The following is a 17541-nucleotide window of genomic DNA, read 5'->3' as shown; positions in this document are numbered from 1 at the left end:
CAGCTATAATTAAATTAAAATCCTTTAGCTTTTAACCAGGTTTGGAAAAGATCAGGCCATACTGAAACGGGTGAGTTCTTTTTGCCCATTCCCCAGCCATGTCCTCCTGTTTGAAAAATGTGCATTTCAACTGGCACGCCGGCTTTTTCTAAGGCACTATTCATTAAATAAGAATTGTTGATTGGAGATATAGGATCATCAATGGCTTGTGCCAGAAAAGTAGCTGGCATATTACCGCTGACCTGCAATTCTACTGAATAAGCTTCTTCCTGTGCGACTGTCGGATTTTCTCCAAGAATACTCTTTTTAGCATGCGTCTTATTGAAAGGAGGCAGCATTGTAATCACCGGATAAATCAACCCTGCAAAATTGGGTTTTGCAGATAAAGCATCTATAGCATCAATAGGTTTATAGTGCTTTTTATCAGGCTGGGCTGCTGTCATTCCTGCCAGGTGTCCGCCTGCGGAGAAACCCAATATACCAATTTTAGCAGGATCTATTTTATAGGGAACAGCCAGGCTACGGATAAGTTTCATTGCACGTTGTGCATCCTGAAAAGGTACATGTGTTGTTTTCCAACCTTCTTGTGGTAATCTGTAGATTAGTTCAAAGACAGTTATACCTTGCGACTGAAGCCAGCTGGCTACGGGTGTACTTTCTTTTCCTAGCTCAATATGCGCATAACCGCCGCCACTAATAATCAGAATCGCTGTTCCATTAGGCTTAACTGGTTTATGAATGATTAACCGCGGATTTGATACATTGGTTACAGATCCCTTAGCTGTTATTTTTTCAGCACCCTGCGGACCTGGTCCATCAGGCATCGTACTTTCCCAAAGAGGAATTTGTTTTAAATCAGGCTGTATTTGAAAAATAGTATTGCCGGAAGAATGTTTGCGCTGGGCGGATACAGTAATTCCTGCGATCAGAAATCCTGCAATCAATATCATTTTTCTCATAGTACGTTATATTAAATGGTGTCTATTTTTGCGAAATCTGGCGTAAAAGCAAGTAGATCTGTCAACAATAACCGATTGTTTCTGACCTGGTAATTCCAGTTAATGAATTGCAGATAATACCCTTTTCTATCGCTTGGTGAGTTTTGTTTGTAAAGTAATTGCTTATAGTTTTTATGACCCAGCCATTCAAAGATTTCTGTGAAAGTCCTGCCATCATCCTGTCTGATAAATTGTGCCAGTTCTTTAACCAGTTGAATGGTGTCGTCTGTTAGTGAAAAATTTAATCCGTAGCGGGTTTCGAACTTTGGAAGCACATATTTGTCCAGATCAATGGTGTATTTTGGATTGGATTTTATTTGCTCTTCTACATTTGCTTCTTCTTCTGCAGTTAAATCTTTTAAATAATGACCTGAGCAATAATCTGCACCTATTTGCTTCTTAAATTTTGAATTGAAAAGACGTTTTAATTCAACAAGCGGTTCTTCTTGCAAACTTCCGATCTGACTTTCTTTAATTGCCCCTGTTTCCCAATCTCCCATTATAAAAAAGTGATACTCTTCATATTCAACTGGAATGAATTTTTCTATTCTATGGATGCCTTTGCCATATGATTTTACCCACTGACCTGTTCTAAAGTTTTTGTAAGTCTGCATCTTGTTAAAATAAGGTACCTGCTGGTTTTTCAGAATTATCTCTTTCGAATTTAAGCAACCATTTTTTCTTTTCTACTCCGGCGGCATATCCGGTCATGCTTCCATCACTGCCAATTACGCGGTGACAAGGAATGATAATAGCTAAACGGTTCCTGCCGTTTGTAGAGGCAATTGCACGAATGGCTTTTGGATTGTTCATTCTATCGGCTTGCTGTTTATAAGAACAAGTTTGTCCGTACGGGATTTCCCGCAATGTTTTCCATACCGTTTGTGCAAATTCATTGCCCGGTGCATGCAGGGGAACTGAAAATGCTTTCCTCTTTCCTTCAAAATATTCGGCCAGTTCGTTCTCTAATTGATCCAAGTGTGGATTTTGTCCAGGTTGCATCACTGCATTGAGCAGTTTCTGTAAATCAAGGATCTCTTTTTCTAATCTGATACGGTTAATAAATTCCAGTATGCAAACGCCTTCTGCAGTAGCTCCTGCCAGCATTGGGCCTAGTGGTGTGGAGATTTCTTGAGTAGTGATTATACTGGTTTTGTTTGATAGGTCTTGTTGTGTTTTCATAAGATAAACATCAGATCCGAAATTACGGAATGTATTCCTCAATAGGAACCCATTTCTTGCTCAAAATAAGAGAAGCTCTTATGATTATTTAAATAACTTATTTGCAAACCAACAATTTGGTAACACCGGGTAAACATCAGTTTTATGTGGAGGGGCTAATTTTAGTCCGAAAATCAATTCGAATAAATATGCAGAGGTTTACTTGTGATACAGAGGCGATCAATGCTTTAATCAGGAGCGATATGTATGGGCTTGAGTATTTCTACAACCTCTACTTCCAAGGTGTAAAGTCCTTTTTAAATCCTTATTGCAGATTAACTGCGGATGCAGACGAAATTACACAAGATACATTTTTAAAGCTCTGGGAAATGCGTAAGCGGATCAATCCAGACCAAAATCTTAAAAACCTGCTATTTACCATAGCAAAGCATAAAGCACTTGATGAAATCCGGAAATTTAAAAACCATGAGGCTAAATTGAATTTCCTGGAATTGAGTAAAGACAGATCTTTCAGCACTTTTGATGAAATTATCTTTACAGATTACCAGAGAGTACTCGGAACTGTATTGGATCATTTGCCGAGCCGGAATCTTGAAGTGTTTAACCTCAGCAGAAAGGAACACTTAAGCAATAAGGATATTTCTTTACAGCTCAACATCTCTGTAAAAGCTGTGGAAAAACATATTAGTAAAACCCTTTCCCATTTACGCGTCTTCTTGAAAAATCACCAGATTTCCTGCTTTATTTTTTTTACAACATTTTTTAACCTGTAGGTAGGGTTGGCGTATGGTCTGTTCGTATAGACCACATATCCCATGAAAGAACAAGAATTTAGCAAAGAATTTTTAAGTCGGTTTGCTGACAATAAATTGTCGGAGCCAGAATATGAAGCACTGATGCAATGGCTTTCTTCCCTAAGCCCGAACGAGCAACAGTCTTTTTTGAACGAACATATCCAAAGTTTGCCCCCTGCAGCTTTGAAAACACCTTCGGAAGGTTTTGACCTGCTCCGGAATAAAATCGAGCAGGATACCTCCAGGAAAACAGTAAGATTATGGCTCGGAAGAGTTGCTGCAGTATTGATCCCTTTTGCAATTTATCTGGGGAGTATGAACTGGAAAAACAATGATCAGCCTGCTGTGCGTAGCGCAAGCAGAATGCCAGTCAGGATGTTACGGGTAACTAATCCGGGCATTTATGCAAAAATCATCCTGCTTGAAGATTCCAGTAAGGTTACACTCTCAGCAGGTGCGGTGCTGTCTTACCCGGAAAGATTTGCGGCAACAAAAAGAGAATTGAACCTGATCGGTAAAGCTTTTTTTGATGTAAAACATGAAACGGCCAGATCATTTGTCGTGCGTTCTGGCTACGTAAAAACAACTGTACTGGGCACTTCCTTTTGGATAAATGCTTCAACTGACACCAAAAAAACAACAGTAAAAGTAAAAACAGGAAAGGTCGGCGTACAACATCTAACAGAACCAGCAATATTTCTGTTGCCGGGCGAATCAGCAATCTATAACCAAATATCCGGACGCTTAAGTAAAATCAGGCCTGAAAAACATACGCTGCACCCACTGAAAGCAGAACAGCCTGCAACTGCACTTTCTTTTAATGAGACCTCAATTACAAGTGTGATCAGTGAACTTGAAAAGCAGTACCAGGTTAAGATAACGTTCGAAACAGGTATTAACCCCGCATTGAAACTAAGCCTAAACACCAGGGGCAAATCGATAGCAACGGTTATGGAAGAGATTAAAAATCAAGTACCCGTAACTTATGAGATCGATGCTGTCAGTATTCACATCAAACCCCAATAAATCTAATCAATAAAAACCCCAGGAATGGTGGAACACTCCTGGGGATTACCATCAAGAAAGGTCTGAATGGCCAAAATGTTTAAAAAAATAAAAATATGAAAAAAACAATTACATTTTTCAATTTCGGATTGCGAATACGTATATCCATGCTGATTTTTTGCCTGGCTTTTTTTTGCCATTTGGTCTCGCATGCGCAGGGCTCAACATCCTCCGGAATCAGGGGGTATGTATATGACAATGCAGATCACTTGCTGCCAGGGGCAAGCATTAGTGTAACTTATGTGCCTTCAAATATGAAGTTTATAGCGAAGGCCAACGAAAAAGGTGCATTTGTCTTACAAAATCTTCCTGTCGGTGGCCCTTATACTATAGAGATCACACATATTGGTACACATAAATATACAGAGCAAAATGTATTGCTTGCCTTAGGTCAGGTATATTCACTAAAGGTATTTCTTGCCTCAGAAAATACCGGCCTGAATACGGTGGAGATTAAAACCTCCAGAACAGGCTCTTCAAGAAACCTGGTCAAAACGGGTGCTTCAAATAATATCAGCCGGACCGATATGGAAAGATATCCTTCGTTAAACAGATCTTTATCAGACTTTACCCGTTTCACCCCTCAGTCTTCTGGTTTATCTTTCGGTGGCAGAAATAACCGTTATAATAATATTCAGATAGATGGATCTCAAAATAACGACATTATGGGATATGGCGTAGGTGGTGGTACGACCACAGGTGCACCTGGTGGACAAGCAGGTACCCAACCTATCAGTTTAGACGCCATTGATGAAATACAGGTTGTTTTAGCACCATTTGATGTGAAGCAAGGCAGTTTTACAGGTGCCGGAATTAATGCAGTAACCAAGCGGGGCAGCAATACATTCAGCGGATCTTTTTATACCTATGGCAAAAATGAAAATCTGGTAGGAAAAAGTCCTGATGCCAGCAGAACAAAGTTTAATAAGTTTAGCGACGCTCAATATGGTTTTCGTTTGGGCGGGCCAATTATCAAAGACAAACTTTTCTTCTTTACCAATGCAGAAATCAGCAGAAGAAATGAACCGCTTCTTTATAAAGCGAACAGAGGAACCGGTGCAACTGATGAATCACTGATTCCGGCAGCAACGGCACAACAAATATCAGATTATCTGAAGAGTGCTTATAATTATGACCCGGGCAAGTTTGATGACATTAGCAAACAGACGAATAGTGAAAAGATATTTGCCCGTTTAGACTATATGATCAATTCTAAAAACAGGCTGACCTTAAGGCATAATTATGTACATGGAAGACGCGATGATATTGGAAATGGTATCAACGCACTCCGGTTTGAGAACAATAAATATATCCAGACCAGTACGACTAACATCACGGTTGCCGAGCTAAACACTTATTTCTCCAACGAAATCGTAAACAATCTGATTGTCGGTTATTCTAATGTAAGGGATAACAGAGAGATTCCAGGAAGTCCTTTTCCACAGGTGTTGATTCAGCTGGGAGCCGCAGGCAGTATCACTGCGGGGACAGAGGGTTATTCTCCATCGGCTAAACAGACGCAAAATTTATTTCAGCTAACAGATAACCTGGATATTATTCACAATAATCACCATTTCACCTTTGGAACTCAAAATGAGTTTTTCCGTTTTAACAATCTCTTTATCCAGAATATCTGGGGGAATTACACCTACAGCAGCCTTTCTTCTTTTTTAACCAACCAGGCGCCTTCTGTTTATCAGCTCACTTATTCAAAAATCCCTGCTGTGGCTATTCCGACCTCTGTATTCAGAGCTATGCAGCTGGGCTTTTATGCGCAAGATGAATTCACCGTTAAAGAGGGATTAAAGGTGACCGGTGGTTTAAGAGTTGATGTTCCTGTGTTTTTAGATAAGCCATTACAAAATACTGCGTTTGCTGAATCCTTTGCAGCTATGGGACTACAAACTGACAGTAAGCCTAAATCGCAGCTATTATATTCTCCAAGAATCGGGTTCAATTGGGATATTAACAATGATGGGCAAACTATTTTGAGGGGAGGAAGCGGGATTTTTACAGGCAGACTTCCTTATGTTTGGTTAGGAAACGCCTATAATAATTCGGGTGTGGATCTTGGCAGGATCAATGCAACAGGAACTGCTACTGCGCCAATTCGCTTTTCGGGAGATGTGAATAATCAACCGAAGACACCAACAGTAGCCACTTCAGAAATTGATCTGACAGACAAAAACTTTAAAATGCCACAGGTTTGGCGTTCCAATCTTGCGATTGACCAAAAACTTCCTTTAGGATTTGTAGCCACACTAGAGGGGATTTATGGAAAAGAGCTGAATGCTCCATATATTAAGGATTTAAACCTGGTGGAACCGACAGCAAAACTAGATGGTGATGGCCGCGATCTGTATCCTTCGGGAAACAGCAGGTTAAGATTTCCACAATACACCAATGTATTTTTGCTAACCAATACAAATAAAGGGTATCAGTATAGTTTGACAGCACAATTACAGCGAAATGTAGCTAGTGGTGTATCAGGATCAATTGCTTATACCTATGCGCACTCAAAAGATATATCGAGTATGAACTCCACTATTGCTTCAACCAATTTCCGAAACAATACCATTGTCAATAATCCGAATAATCCTGGGTTAACGTTTTCTGACTGGAATCTGGATCACCGGATCATTGGTACTGTTTCTTACCGTATAACGTATTTAAAAGGAATGGCGACCACAATTGGTTTGGTTTACAATGGCCAGTCCGGACTTCCTTATACTTACCGCTTAAATTCTGATATCAACAATGACGGGCAGACACAAAATGACGCGATGTACATACCGAAATCGGCTAATGACATTGTTTTATTGCCAACAAATGCACAGGATACGCGTACTCCTGCCCAGATTTATGAACAGCTAAATGCCTTTATAGAACAAGATCCTTACCTAAAGAAGCACAGGGGACAATATGCGGAAAGAAATGGAGCGAGAACTCCATGGTCGCATATCTTTGACATGCACCTTGCCCAGGATTTTTCTATCACTGCCGGAAAAACCAGGCATAGTTTACAAATTACTCTTGATATTTTTAACATAGGAAACCTGATCAATAAAAATTGGGGGCTGGTCAAACTGCCTTCTATCACAACAGCACAGTTACCAGCCACGTTGAGCGGGGCAATTTTAACCTTCAGAGGTTTTGAAAATCCTGCAACAGCTGATGGAAGATCAAGACCTGCCTATAGCTATACTCCGGTTAGCAGTTCATTTGTGAATGCTCCTTTTGAATCAAGATGGAGAGGCCAGGTTGGCGTCAGATATAGTTTTTAAATAATAAGACGAGGGCTGCCGATAGTTGCAGCCCTTTTATAAACCACATCAATATGGCAAACAGAAGATCATTTATTAAAAGCAGCGTAGCAGGATTAATCATTGCCCAGCTGGCATCAGTTATCGAAGTCTTTGCGGGTGTTGAACAAAATGCCCTGCCAGATTCAATTCAAAGACCCAAATTGCGGTTTGCTATTGCATCTGATGGACATTATGGTCAGCCAGGCACACCTTATCAGGAAGATCACCAGCATATGATTGGCTGGCTGACGGATGCGCACCATAAAACGCCACTGGATTTTGTAATTATCAATGGAGATCTGGTTCATGATCGTCCGGATCTGCTGATTGAGGTAAAGAACAAGTACTATGATCAGTTACCCGTTCCATTTTATGCGGTACCTGGTAACCATGACCATGCGGATACTGCTTTATGGAAATCTGTTTTTGGATATGAAGACAATTTCTCCATGCAAAAAAATGGTATAGGTTTTATATTGGCCAATACCTCTGATACAAAGGGGACTTACCGCTGTCCGGATAATGCTTTCTTGCAAACAGAACTGGACAAATTCAAAACGCTGCAAACGGTTTTTGTGATCCTGCACATTCCACCGCACATCTGGGTCCCTCAAAATCCTTTTGTGACTTGTACCGAAACTGTTGATTTATTGCATAGTTACGAAAATGTAAAAGCTGTTTTCCATGGCCATGACCATAGTTTGGACGGCGTTTTTTATACTGGAAAATTACCTCATTTTTTTGATGCACATATTGGTGGCAGCTGGGGGACAAGTTACAGGGGCTATAGGATTGTAGAGGTCAATGAAGACGGGAAGATTACAACCTATCAGGTCAATGCAAGTAAAACCCCCACTTTAAACGAAACCAAATTTTAAGGCGGTGAAGTTAAGTAGCGAATAAGTCTTGGTTAAGTAAATTGCTGTACTTCATCCGGTTAACCTATTCTTAACAGTAGTTTAATCTCGTGCATATACGATAAGTCTACTTTTGACGCAGATGTGGGCTTGAAGAATAATCATGATGGATAAATACTTATTTCAAGAATTTTATCAACAGCATAAGAAAAGTGTTTTTGCTATCGTAAACCTGCGGCTTCCTGATCTGGAAGATGCGAAAGATGTGGTACAGGAGATCTTTCTGGAACTTTGGCTTAAAAGGGATACGCTAGCAGATATCCGTGATATTCAGCCTTACTTGTATGTTGTTGCAAGAAATCAGGTCATCTCTGCGTTCAGAAGAAAGAATATCCAGCTAAAGAATGAAGGTCTTTTATTGGAAAGCTTGAATACGCTTGATTACTCTGCGGAGGAAAATACGATGGCAAGGGAATTGCATCAGCAGATCAATGTAATTGTAGAAAAACTTCCTGAAACTACACGCCAGTGCTATCAGCTCAGTAAGAATGAGGGAAAAAAGAACAGGGAAATTGCGGATATCCTGAATATTTCGGAGAAAACTGTCCGTAATAATATTTCTGAAGCACTAAAGCGGTTGAGAATAACTTTAAGAGAGAATCATCCTGAGATCTTTATGCTGTTCTTGTTTTTTATCAAATAATTAAATCTATTCGACACCGCAAGATCTTGCTGTCCCGGGCCTTATTCAGGCCGGGTAAAAACCTAATGTAAAGTTAACAATTTCTTAAAGGACATTCTGTGCTTGAGCGCGAGCTCTATTAAAGCACAGTTTTGGACGAAAAGATACAAGTATTATTTAAGCGGTACCAGGAAGGTACAGTTACAGCCGAAGAGCGCAGTCTGGTAGAAACCTGGTTTGAGAGTCATGGCAAGCAGCAAGGTAGCAAACTGAGCCGTGAGGAAGAAATATCAGTTTTTGAAGATCTTGATTCAAGAATAAACTCTTTTTTAAAAGAAGAGGTACCAGTACGTAAAATGAATTTCCGTTGGTTACAGATCGCTGCGGTATTTTTTACGCTGCTGGTTTCAGGTCTTTTCATGAGGAACAGGTTTGCGAAAAAAGCTATAAAGCCAGAAACTTTTACTGAAATCAGTTCAGTCCGGGGAGTGAAAAAAGAGATCACACTGAAAGACGGAACTACCGTCTTCTTAAATTCAGGCTCCAGCATTTTTATTTCTTCGCGGTTCGGAGAGAAGAACAGAGAGGTGAAGTTAACAGGGGAGGCCTTTTTCCAGGTACATCATGATGCAAGCAAACCATTTGTTATCCATTCAGGGAAATTACAGACTACTGTTCTTGGAACGTCTTTCGATATCAGGGCCTATCCTGAAGATGAGCAGATGAAGATTAGTGTAACTACTGGAAAAGTGAAAGTAGAAGGCAAAGGAACATCTTCAAAACCAGCATTATATGCTAAAGCTTTAACACATAACCAGGCCCTGGTTTACAATAGGGTGAAAGACAGCCACCGGGTCACTGCTGTAAATTCGGACTCTGTCAGTTCATGGCGCACAAATCATTTGATCTTCGAGAATGCTTCGTATGAGGAAATAGCCCGCTCACTGAGCCGCTGGTATAACCTGGATGTTACGCTGACAGCACATCATGATATAAAAAGATACACACTTAGCTTTTACAATGAACGGGCAGATAATGTCCTTAATGTTTTATCAAACTTAACTGGTATGACCTATAGTATGAATGGAAGGATAGTCATTATTAACCCTAAGAAATCTTAAGAAAAATGTAAAAAGAGAGCAGTTTAAAAAATGGGGACTGTGCAACCAGACCCCATTGATGTTTTGCCTGAAAGGCACAAAAATTCAATAATCGTTCAAATTATTTATTTAACTCAAAAATGCAAAAATTTTATCTTATCCCATTCTTAAAATCCGCTAAATCAGGTGTGAATTCCGGAATGGTGAAATTAATGTTGGCCATTACGTTTTTCATCCAGTTTAGTCTCCCTGCGCTTGCAGCCGATGCACAAACAATGAATAATACTCATATTTCATTTACTGCTAATAATCTCACTTTGAAAGAAGTGTTCAAGATCATTGAGCATAAATCGAACTTCCTGATCGGCTATGATAATGTGATCGATACTAAAAAAAGGGTTTCTTTAACTGTAAATGCTAAATCGGTTTATTTTATATTAAAGGAGCTCTTGAAAGACTATAAAGGCAGTGTAACGCAGGTAGATAATAACCATGTCCTGATCAAGGTAGAGAAACAGGAAGAGGTAATTGCTGCGGTACCTGTTAAGCCTGTTGTATCGGCAGTGCAGGTGGAGGTAAGAGGTGTAGTTACTGATATGAGCGGCCTTCCTTTGCCGGGCGTAACTGTCATGGACCTGGTTTCGGGTAAAAAAACAGGTACAGATGCTGACGGAAGGTATTTCATGAATGTAGCTTCAGGATCAAAGTTGAGCTTTAACTATATCGGTTATGACAAACAAGAAGTACTGATCACTAACCAGACCGTAGTGAATATCAAACTGAAAGAATCAAGCAATTCATTGCAGGAAGTTGTGGCCATTGGCTATCAGAAAATACGTAAATCTGATGTTACAGGTGCAATCAGCAGTGTAAAAGCATCAGAATTAAATTTATCAGCACCAACTATAGGGCAGGCATTGGTAGGTAAAGTGGCTGGTGTACAGGTTTCACAGACAAGTGGCGCACCTTATGCCGGTACAAAAATCCGTGTTCGTGGTATCGGATCACTGAATGCAAGTTCAGATCCTTTATATGTGATTGATGGATATCCAGCAGGAAATAATGTTTTCGTCAATCCTGAAGATATCGAAACGATCGACATCTTGAAAGATGCGGCATCGGCAGCGATCTACGGATCAAGGGCTTCGGGTGGTGTCGTGATGATCACCACCAAAAAAGGTAAAGATGGCAAGGGTAGATTTGAGTATGATGTACAAGCCGGTGTTACTCAATTAGGTAAAAAGATAAAACTGTTAAATGCAGATCAGTTTGAAGACCTGGTGATCAATGCACGTAATAACTCTTACAAAGATCTTTGGGTAAATGCAGGTAAAACCTGGAACGATGCCATGTATTCTGATAATAATGCCACCAGGACTGCTAATGTAGGTAACGGCTCTTCTGTGAGTATCCCTGAGGACATCTATAATTTCGCTACCCAGCAAAAGATTGCGCCTAAATACAATACGGACTGGCAAGACGAATTATATAAGAATGCATTCTTTCAGCGTCATAATCTTGCCTTCTCGGGAGGTAGCACAAATATCAGGTATTTTATGAGTGGTGGTTATCAGGATCAGGATGGTATTGTAGACAATACTTCTATGAAAACGCTGAACTTCCGGTCTAATATCGAAGCAGATGTGAGTAAAAGATTGAAAGTTGGCGCTAATATAGCTTATACGCAGACTACGAGTAAAGAAGTAGGAGAAGGGCGTTTTAGTCCAATGATGGCTGCATTGCTTTATATTCCCTACTTGCCTGCAAGAGATGCAAATGGTGCTCCTGTAAAATATGGAATGAATGCACTGGCCAACCAGTATGGTTTCCAGGGAATAGAAAATCCACTGGCGTCAGTTGAAGAAACTAAAAGTAACAGGTTAGGTTACAGAACTACGATCAACGCAAACGCGACTTATCAGATTCTTGACGGACTTGCTTTCAAAGCGAACCTGGGTACACAGTCTTACAATGAAAAATACGATTATTACCTGCCTACCAGTTTGAGTAACGGAGGCGGAAATCCACCTTATTCTCCATCGTCTATTGCAGCTGCAAATGCGATTGCCCAAACGCTTACACAGGTAGATAAATTGGCAGAGTTTACCTTAAACTACGACAAGAAAATCGGTAAACACAACTTCAATTTATTAGGTGGTTATTCTGCACAGCAAACTAACACTGATCTGATCAGGCTGAATGCCAAAGGTTTTACGAGCGATGCTATAGGTGAAATTACCGATAAGGGAGCGGATCCAAGTTTATTTACGCTTGATCCTTTAACTGGTAAATCTACCAATACGCTTTTGTCTTATTTCGGTCGTTTGAGTTACAATTATAATGGAAAGTATTTCCTGACAGGATCGATCCGTACGGATGGTTCATCAAGGTTCGGCCCTTTAAATAAATGGGGAACATTCCCTTCGGTATCTGCTGGATGGAGCCTGTCGCAAGAAGACTGGTACCATGACTTTTTAGGAGAGCAGTCTTCTGTTAAAATGAGAGCGAGCTGGGGACTGAGTGGAAACAATAACATCGGTAATTATAATGCGGTACAAACTGTAAATTCTCCCACTGGAGCTGTATTCGGAGCTGGGGCTATTTCTTCGGCTGTTTTAGTAGGAAATGTTAAGGATCAGAATCTTGGCTGGGAATCTACTTCGCAATATAATGTGGGTACAGATGTGACGATTCTTAAAAACCGTTTGTCTTTTATTGTGAATTATTACCTGAGCAGGTCTTATAATTTATTGTTCAATCAACCAATTTCAGCGGTCTCAGGTGCGACATCGATTCTTACGAATTTAAAAGACAGCAAAGTTCAGAATAAAGGATTCGACTTCCAGATAGATGGACGGATCATCCAGAATAAGGACTTTACTTTTGGTGTGAGTGGAAATATCTCCTTAAACAGAAATAAAGTACTGGATCTTGGTGGAGCAAGTACAATTATTACTGCCGGAGCAGAACGTTCTTATAAAACCCATATCACAGAGATGGGACAACCAGTAGGTATGTTCTACGGTTTTAAAGCATTGGGAAGAATAACTGCAGAAAATATAGGTAAAGTTGCGCCTTCGGCTTCTTCTTCTAACCCTGCTAAAATCGGTGACCTTTATTTTGAAGATGTGAATCATGATGGGGTGATCAACGATAATGACAAGACGGTTATCGGTAGCCCTTATGCTAAATTTACTTATGGATTCGCTTTAACTGCTACTTATAAAGCTTTTGACTTCCGCGCTTCATTTAATGGTTCTTATGGGAACAAAATATTAGACGGGCAGGATTATTACCTGTACAATTTTGAGGGTTCAGGTAATCAGTATGCGCAGGTTGCAGACAGATATGTATCTCCGGATCAGCCAGGAAGTGGTTTAAATTATCGTCCGTCCCGTGCAGGAACACAAAGTAACAGCACACGTTTGTCTTCATTCTATTTACAGGATGGATCTTACCTGAGAATGACCAATGCGACGATAGGCTATAACGTTCCTAAGCTATTGAGTAAACGTCTGAAAGTTGAAAATATCAGGGTTTTTGCCAGTGTAGATAACGCGTTTACATTAACCAAGTATAAAGGATATAACCCTGATGTAGATTATAACATTGGTACCAATGGTGCAAACTTAGCCCCTGGTGTAGATTATGGAAATTATCCGATAGCCAGAGCATATAATTTAGGTATCAAATTAACATTCTAAGTATAATTAATATAAAAATATAGTAATGAAAAGATATACGGTCATATTTTTCCTGGGGTTAGCAGTACTCACTTCTTGTAAAAAGAGCTTTGTGGAACAGAACAATCCCAATGCGACAACAGTAGACAATTTCTTTAAGTCTGAAAATAGCGTTTTATTGGCTGTAAACGGTGCCTATACTTCATTAAGAAGTGGTAATAATATCGGCGAGACCAGTGGTTTATTTACAGATGAGCGTTCTGATGATACCGGTACGAATGATTCACAGTCCAATTCAGGGGAGCCTTTCCAGTTTGGTAATTTTAGTATTTTACCAAGTAATACTTATTTAAAATCTCACTGGTCAAGTTTATATGCAACAGTAGCTCAGTGTAATAGTATTACAACTAATATTGATAAAGTAACTTTTGCTAACAGTGATGCTAAAACACAGTATTTGGCGGAGGCTAAATTCATCAGGGCATTAATGTACTTCCATTTAGTGAGAAAGTGGGGTGATGTTCCTTTAGTTACTAAAACTTTAACGACGACTACTGAAATCACGGCAAATACTTACCGTCAGCCACAGGCGGCTGTATATACACAGATCGTAGCCGATCTGAAGGATGCACTGGCCAGTAACCTGCCTAATTTGCAAACGGGTGCTAATGTGGGCCGCGTATCTAAAGCAGCGATCAATGGATTGCTGGGACAAGTATATTTAACTATGGCCGCTACACTGGATAACAATAAAGCAGAGAACCTGACCAATGCCAATACCTATCTGACTGCTGCTTATGCGATGCGTCCGTTCAGTAGCCTGAAGGATATTCCTTATGCAGATGTGTTTGATGTAGCTAAAAAGATGACTAATCCTGAAATGATCTTGTCCATTGTAAATAAACAAGGTGATATTACTTACAGCTCGAGCATTGCGGCTAATAACCAGCCTTTAGGAGAAACGATCAATTCTCTTAAAACTGGCCTGGGTGTTGGAGGAAATGTTACACCAGATTTGATCAATGATTATGAAGCGAATGATCCAAGGAAAGCCTTCTCTGTCAAATATGCTGCAAATCCACAGGTACAGGATTGGTTTGTAACCAAATATCGTGATGCCAGTGCTGCGGCTGGTATAAATGGCTATGGAGGAAATGATACACCGCTGATGCGTTATGCAGACATCATCCTGATGCTTGCCGAAGTGAACATGGATCTGGGTAATACTGGTGCAGCTATCCAATATCTTGATATGGTACGTGCAAGGGCAGGTGTGCCTTTATATGCTGTTGCTACTATGGATCCAAATTATTCGGCTAAATATCCTACGCTGAAACTTGCGATTTTACATGAGCGCAGAGTGGAACTTGCTTTTGAGCATCAGCGCTGGTTTGATCTGATCAGGTTCTTTACTACTCCTGAACTGGTTGCTTTTTTCCAGGCAAAATCACAAGCTGCTTTTGGAAATGCAAAGCTGGCTAATTTTGGTACGAAGGATAGATTTTTCCCGATTCCGTTTGATGAGTACAAGCTTGATCCTCAGAAAATGTACCAGAATCCTGGATATTAATCTGACTACTTTTTCAAGCCAACCCTTTATTTCAAATAGAGGGTTGGCTTTTTTTTTAATCCACCTTTTAATTTTACCTGTCATGAAGTGCTTTTTTATGCTGCTGCTTTTTCCTTTTTGTTTAAAAGCTCAAACCAATACTGTGAAAGATCCGGCTGCATTGGTCAATACATTTTTAGGTTCATCGGGAGATCATGGTCAACTGTCACCGGCTGCCAGTTATCCATTTAGTATGTTAAGTATCGGGCCGCAAACCTATCCTAAGTTACATGGTGGATATGAGCACAAGGCTAAGAAATTTCTTGGTTTTACGCATAATCGTTTTGAAGGTGTAGGTTGTGAAGGAAGTGGTGGAAATATTTTAATCAAACCTTACCTGGGAGATCAGCCTTTAGCCTCTACGCTGATGAAGACGTCTGAATCTGCTGCGCCAGGTAATTACACAGTTGGTTTTTCTAATGGAATTAAAGCAGCCTTTGCAGTTGTGGAAAAGCAAGGACTAGAACATTATGATTTCCCGGAAGGAGCAAAGGGCTTTTATTTTGATCTGAGCCATACGCTGGCTAACCATTTTGTTAGTGAGCAGCATGAAGTTAACGGACAAAATATCAGTGGTTATGTAGAAGCAAGGACTACTTGTAATGCAGGAACGTATAAGATCTATTATGTGATTACTATTGATAAGCCTGTGAAATGGACAGATAGCGCAAATCATAAATTAACTGCTGTACTGAATGCGGCTGAAAGCAGCGCAGAAATCAGGGTTTCTTTTTCTGCTGTGGATGTCGCACATGCAAAGGCAGGACTGAATGAGTTGTCCTTTGCCCGGATGAAATCTTTAGGAGCTCAAGGCTGGAATGACGTATTGGGACGTATTCAGGTTGAAGGAGATCAGCAAAGAGCCAGGCTGTTCTATTCTTTGTTATACCGCACGATGCAGTCACCCTATGTAATCTCTGAGAAAGATGGTAGCTACCGTGCTACTGATGGTAGTTTACAGCATTCCAAAGAAACGATGTATAACGGCTGGGCAATCTGGGATAATTACCGTACACAATTGCCATTATTGTCTATTGTAGTACCTGAAAAATATAGCGGAATGGTTAATTCGATCTCGAACCTTTATGCTTTTGGTAAAAAGGATTATTCAACGCAGCATGAACCTTCCAACACGGTAAGAACTGAACACGCTATTGTGGTTTTACTGGATGCTTACCGCAAAGGGTATAAAGTTGATTTTGCAGGGATTTGCGATTCGTTGGTTAAAGATGTGGACCGGCTGGATTACAGTCATCCTGATAAAGCACTGGAATCAAGTTATGATGCCTGGGCCTTGTCACAGATCCTGAAAGTGTTGAAAAAAGACGAATTGAGTAAAAAGTATCTTGATCAAGCTGCTGAATATAAGAAATACTGGAAGAAGGATTTTGAAGATGTGACTAAAAGGGATGTTGACCGGGTGTCTGCGAGAGGATTATACCAGGGAACGATTTTGCAATACCGCTGGTTTGCTCCTTTTGATTTGAAAGGATTGATTGAATTGATGGGTGGAGATGCAACTTATATTAAACAACTAGATCGTTTTTTTGATAATGATCAGTATAATCATGCGAATGAACCCGATATTCAGGCCCCGTTTATGTACAATGCTTCTTCTGAACCGTGGAAATCGCAGGCTTTGGTGCACCATCTGGCCGTAGATACTGTTATTCAGTACTATTTTAATGATAACAGCAGGGGGATCGATCCTTTTATTGACAGGATTTATAAGAACCAGCCTGATGCTTATATCCGTACAATGGATGATGATGCAGGAGCGATGTCTGGCTGGTACGTATTTGCAGCTTGCGGATTTTCTCCTGCCTGTGTGGGGTCACCTGTTTACTATTTAAATGTTCCTTTGTTTAAAACGGTTTCCTTTAAATGGCCCGATGGAAAAGTTCTTAACATTAGTGTGGATAACTATGTGGAAAACCGAAAATATGTGGAAAAGGTAACGCTGAACGGCAAAATACTGGACAGAAACTGGATCACTCAGGAGGAAATCATGAAGGGAGGGACTTTAGTGATTACTGCGACTGATCAGCCTGCTGAATCATTTGGTATGAAGAATAGATGGATTTCAGATTTAAATAAGTAAAACAGATCAGGAATTTCGGGATGTATTCTTATTGTAAGTCCCGTTTTCCTGCTCAAAATATGTTTATTCTGCTTGTTTCTGAGTTATTATACTATATTTGAAATAGGCACATGGTGGTAAATGGCGCACGGAAAAGGTGTGTTTGAATACCTTAAGACATAAAAA

Annotated in this window: 12 protein-coding genes; 9 read left to right on the top strand and 3 right to left on the bottom strand. The window is 40.1% G+C overall.

Features of this window, described 5'->3' with window-relative positions:
- Window positions 1–14: 14 nt before the first annotated feature.
- The 3 genes from ABIB30_RS14930 to ABIB30_RS14920 are packed head-to-tail and all read right to left on the bottom strand — an operon-like array spanning window position 15 to window position 2180.
- A complete protein-coding gene (locus ABIB30_RS14930; RefSeq protein ID WP_354303309.1) occupies window positions 15–959 on the bottom strand; it encodes an alpha/beta hydrolase in 945 nt (314 codons plus the stop codon).
- An 11-nt stretch (window positions 960–970) separates the two neighbouring features.
- Window positions 971–1612, bottom strand: a complete 642-nt coding sequence (locus ABIB30_RS14925; RefSeq protein WP_354303307.1) for a hypothetical protein — start codon at window positions 1610–1612, stop codon at window positions 971–973.
- Between the two features lie 4 nt (window positions 1613–1616).
- Window positions 1617–2180, bottom strand: coding sequence for a methylated-DNA--[protein]-cysteine S-methyltransferase (locus tag ABIB30_RS14920; RefSeq protein ID WP_354303305.1), 564 nt, complete (start codon window positions 2178–2180; stop codon window positions 1617–1619).
- A gap of 188 nt (window positions 2181–2368) precedes the next feature.
- Between ABIB30_RS14920 and ABIB30_RS14915 the strand changes: the two genes are divergently transcribed.
- The 9 genes from ABIB30_RS14915 (at window position 2369) to ABIB30_RS14875 (ending at window position 17376) form a co-directional block, all read left to right on the top strand.
- On the top strand, window positions 2369–2953 hold the full coding sequence (locus tag ABIB30_RS14915; protein ID WP_354303303.1) for a sigma-70 family RNA polymerase sigma factor: 585 nt from the start codon (window positions 2369–2371) through the stop codon (window positions 2951–2953).
- Between the two features lie 42 nt (window positions 2954–2995).
- Window positions 2996–4000 (top strand): FecR family protein, encoded by a 1005-nt coding sequence (locus ABIB30_RS14910; protein ID WP_354303301.1) that lies wholly within the window; start codon window positions 2996–2998, stop codon window positions 3998–4000.
- 95 nt (window positions 4001–4095) lie between these two features.
- Window positions 4096–7323 carry a TonB-dependent receptor gene (locus ABIB30_RS14905; protein WP_354303299.1) on the top strand — a complete coding sequence of 1076 codons (3228 nt, stop codon included), beginning with the start codon at window positions 4096–4098 and terminating at the stop codon, window positions 7321–7323.
- A gap of 53 nt (window positions 7324–7376) precedes the next feature.
- Window positions 7377–8222 carry a metallophosphoesterase family protein gene (locus ABIB30_RS14900; RefSeq protein ID WP_354303298.1) on the top strand — a complete coding sequence of 282 codons (846 nt, stop codon included), beginning with the start codon at window positions 7377–7379 and terminating at the stop codon, window positions 8220–8222.
- Between the two features lie 142 nt (window positions 8223–8364).
- Entirely contained in the window at window positions 8365–8904 is a 540-nt protein-coding gene (locus tag ABIB30_RS14895) for an RNA polymerase sigma factor (RefSeq protein ID WP_354303296.1), read from the top strand.
- A 131-nt stretch (window positions 8905–9035) separates the two neighbouring features.
- Window positions 9036–10004, top strand: coding sequence for a FecR family protein (locus ABIB30_RS14890; protein WP_354303294.1), 969 nt, complete (start codon window positions 9036–9038; stop codon window positions 10002–10004).
- Window positions 10005–10123: 119 nt separating this feature from the next.
- Window positions 10124–13687 (top strand): SusC/RagA family TonB-linked outer membrane protein, encoded by a 3564-nt coding sequence (locus ABIB30_RS14885; protein WP_354303292.1) that lies wholly within the window; start codon window positions 10124–10126, stop codon window positions 13685–13687.
- Window positions 13688–13712: 25 nt separating this feature from the next.
- On the top strand, window positions 13713–15236 hold the full coding sequence (locus tag ABIB30_RS14880) for a RagB/SusD family nutrient uptake outer membrane protein (RefSeq protein WP_354303290.1): 1524 nt from the start codon (window positions 13713–13715) through the stop codon (window positions 15234–15236).
- A gap of 82 nt (window positions 15237–15318) precedes the next feature.
- Entirely contained in the window at window positions 15319–17376 is a 2058-nt protein-coding gene (locus tag ABIB30_RS14875; RefSeq protein ID WP_354303288.1) for a glycoside hydrolase domain-containing protein, read from the top strand.
- Window positions 17377–17541: the final 165 nt, after the last annotated feature.

It is taken from the genome of Pedobacter sp. UYP1 (assembly GCF_040547305.1).
Taxonomy (GTDB): domain Bacteria; phylum Bacteroidota; class Bacteroidia; order Sphingobacteriales; family Sphingobacteriaceae; genus Pedobacter.
The sequence above is the reverse complement of the archived record's forward strand: the minus strand, read 5'-3'. Positions and strand labels throughout refer to the sequence as shown.

What these genes read in the sequence shown, in the direction of transcription:
- ABIB30_RS14875 (WP_354303288.1), top strand. Translation starts at nt 15,319, where the DNA reads ATGAAGTGCTTTTTTATGCTGCTGCTTTTTCCTTTTTGTTTAAAAGCT.
- ABIB30_RS14900 (WP_354303298.1), top strand. Translation starts at nt 7,377, where the DNA reads ATGGCAAACAGAAGATCATTTATTAAAAGCAGCGTAGCAGGATTAATC.
- ABIB30_RS14885 (WP_354303292.1), top strand. Translation starts at nt 10,124, where the DNA reads ATGCAAAAATTTTATCTTATCCCATTCTTAAAATCCGCTAAATCAGGT.
- ABIB30_RS14895 (WP_354303296.1), top strand. Translation starts at nt 8,365, where the DNA reads ATGATGGATAAATACTTATTTCAAGAATTTTATCAACAGCATAAGAAA.
- ABIB30_RS14925 (WP_354303307.1), bottom strand. Translation starts at nt 1,612, where the DNA reads ATGCAGACTTACAAAAACTTTAGAACAGGTCAGTGGGTAAAATCATAT.
- ABIB30_RS14910 (WP_354303301.1), top strand. Translation starts at nt 2,996, where the DNA reads ATGAAAGAACAAGAATTTAGCAAAGAATTTTTAAGTCGGTTTGCTGAC.
- ABIB30_RS14905 (WP_354303299.1), top strand. Translation starts at nt 4,096, where the DNA reads ATGAAAAAAACAATTACATTTTTCAATTTCGGATTGCGAATACGTATA.
- ABIB30_RS14880 (WP_354303290.1), top strand. Translation starts at nt 13,713, where the DNA reads ATGAAAAGATATACGGTCATATTTTTCCTGGGGTTAGCAGTACTCACT.
- ABIB30_RS14930 (WP_354303309.1), bottom strand. Translation starts at nt 959, where the DNA reads ATGAGAAAAATGATATTGATTGCAGGATTTCTGATCGCAGGAATTACT.
- ABIB30_RS14920 (WP_354303305.1), bottom strand. Translation starts at nt 2,180, where the DNA reads ATGAAAACACAACAAGACCTATCAAACAAAACCAGTATAATCACTACT.
- ABIB30_RS14915 (WP_354303303.1), top strand. Translation starts at nt 2,369, where the DNA reads ATGCAGAGGTTTACTTGTGATACAGAGGCGATCAATGCTTTAATCAGG.